Origin of the sequence: Streptomyces murinus (genome assembly GCF_002154555.1) — a bacterium.
GTDB lineage: Bacteria > Actinomycetota > Actinomycetes > Streptomycetales > Streptomycetaceae > Streptomyces > Streptomyces murinus.
In genome coordinates, this window is the sequence record NZ_MUNF01000848.1 from 1 (window position 1) to 1,385 (window position 1,385).

The following is a 1,385-nucleotide window of genomic DNA, read 5'->3' on the forward strand; positions in this document are numbered from 1 at the left end:
GCCCGGCCTGCGGGCCGACCTCGATCAGGGCGTGCCGGCCGCGCTTGGCGACGGCGCGGATGCCGTCGAGGAAGCGCACGGGCTCGCCGATGTGCCGTACCCAGTAGCCGGGGTTGCCGATCTCGCGGAAGCGGGCGAGCCGTCCGGTGACGTTGGAGATGAGGCTGATCTTCGGCTCGTGGAACTCGATGCCGTCGAGGGNNCCCGCTCGGCGAGGGTGGCGCTCACCTCGTCCAGGGCCGCGGTGGCGCCCGAGATCACCGTCTGGTCGGGGGCGTTGACCCCGGCGACGGCCAGGTCCTCGTGGCCCTCCAGGAGCGGGGCGACGTCCTCCAGCGGCGCGGAGACGGCGGCCATGCCGCCCTCGGCAGTGACGGCCTGCATCAGCCGGGCGCGGGCGGCGACCAGCTTGACGGCGTCCGGGAGGCTGAACAGCCCGGCCACGGCGGCGGCGACGACCTCGCCGATGCTGTGCCCGATGAGCACATTGGGCTTCACGCCCCAGGCCATCCACTGCTGGGCGAGCGCGTACTCCAGGGTGAACAGGGCGGGCTGGGTGTACTCGGTGCGGTCGATGGCCTCGGGGTCGGCGGCGGTGCCGAGCAGCAGCTCGCGCATCGAGCGGCCGAGGTGGGCGGCGAACAGCTCGTCGCAGGCGTCGACCTGGGCGCGGAAGACGGGCAGCGCCTCGTAGAGGGCGGCGCCCATCCCGGCGTACTGGGAGCCCTGGCCGGTGAACATGAACGCGGTCTTGCGGATGCCGGTCGGGCCCTCGTGCTCGTGCTCGGCGGCCTTGTCGAGGAGCTTGACGAGGGCGGCGCGGTCGGCGACGGGGGCGGCGACCCGGTAGGGGTGGTGGGCGCGGGTGGTGTTGGCGCTGTGGCTGAGCGCGGCGACGGAGATCTCGGGCCGCTCCTCCAGCAACGCCCGGTAGTCCGCAGCGAGTTCGCGCAGAGCGGTCGCGTTCTTCGCGGAGAGCGTGAACAGCGGGGCGGCGCCCGCCTGTCCGGTCTCCTCGACGGGCTGCTCGGGTGCCTCCTCCAGGACCACCGCGCCGATGGTCCCGGCGAAGCCGAAGCTGTTGACGACGGCGCGCTTGACCTCGGCCTTCCAGGGCTCGCACGCGGTCGGCACCCGCAGCGGGTACAGGTCCCAGGGGATGCGCCCGGAGGGGTTGGCCAGGTTGATGTGCGGGTAGATGGTGCCCGCGCGCAGCATGAGCACCGTCTTGATGACGCCGACGATGCCCGAGGCCGGCTCCATGTGCCCCAGGTTCGTCTTCACCGAACCGACCACCACCGGGTGGTCCTTGGTGTGCGAGTCCACGAACACATCGCCGATGGCGCCGAATTCGATGGGGTCGCCGAGCGGGGTGCCGGTGCCGT

Annotated in this window: 1 protein-coding gene; it reads right to left on the minus strand. The window is 72.7% G+C overall.

From position 1 onward, the window contains the following. Positions 1 to 24: 24 nt before the first annotated feature. The gene (locus tag CCN72_RS35760; RefSeq protein WP_425276204.1) at positions 25 to 1,332 is read right to left on the minus strand and encodes an acyltransferase domain-containing protein; all 1,308 of its coding nucleotides are present in this window, start codon (positions 1,330 to 1,332) and stop codon (positions 25 to 27) included. Positions 1,333 to 1,385: the final 53 nt, after the last annotated feature.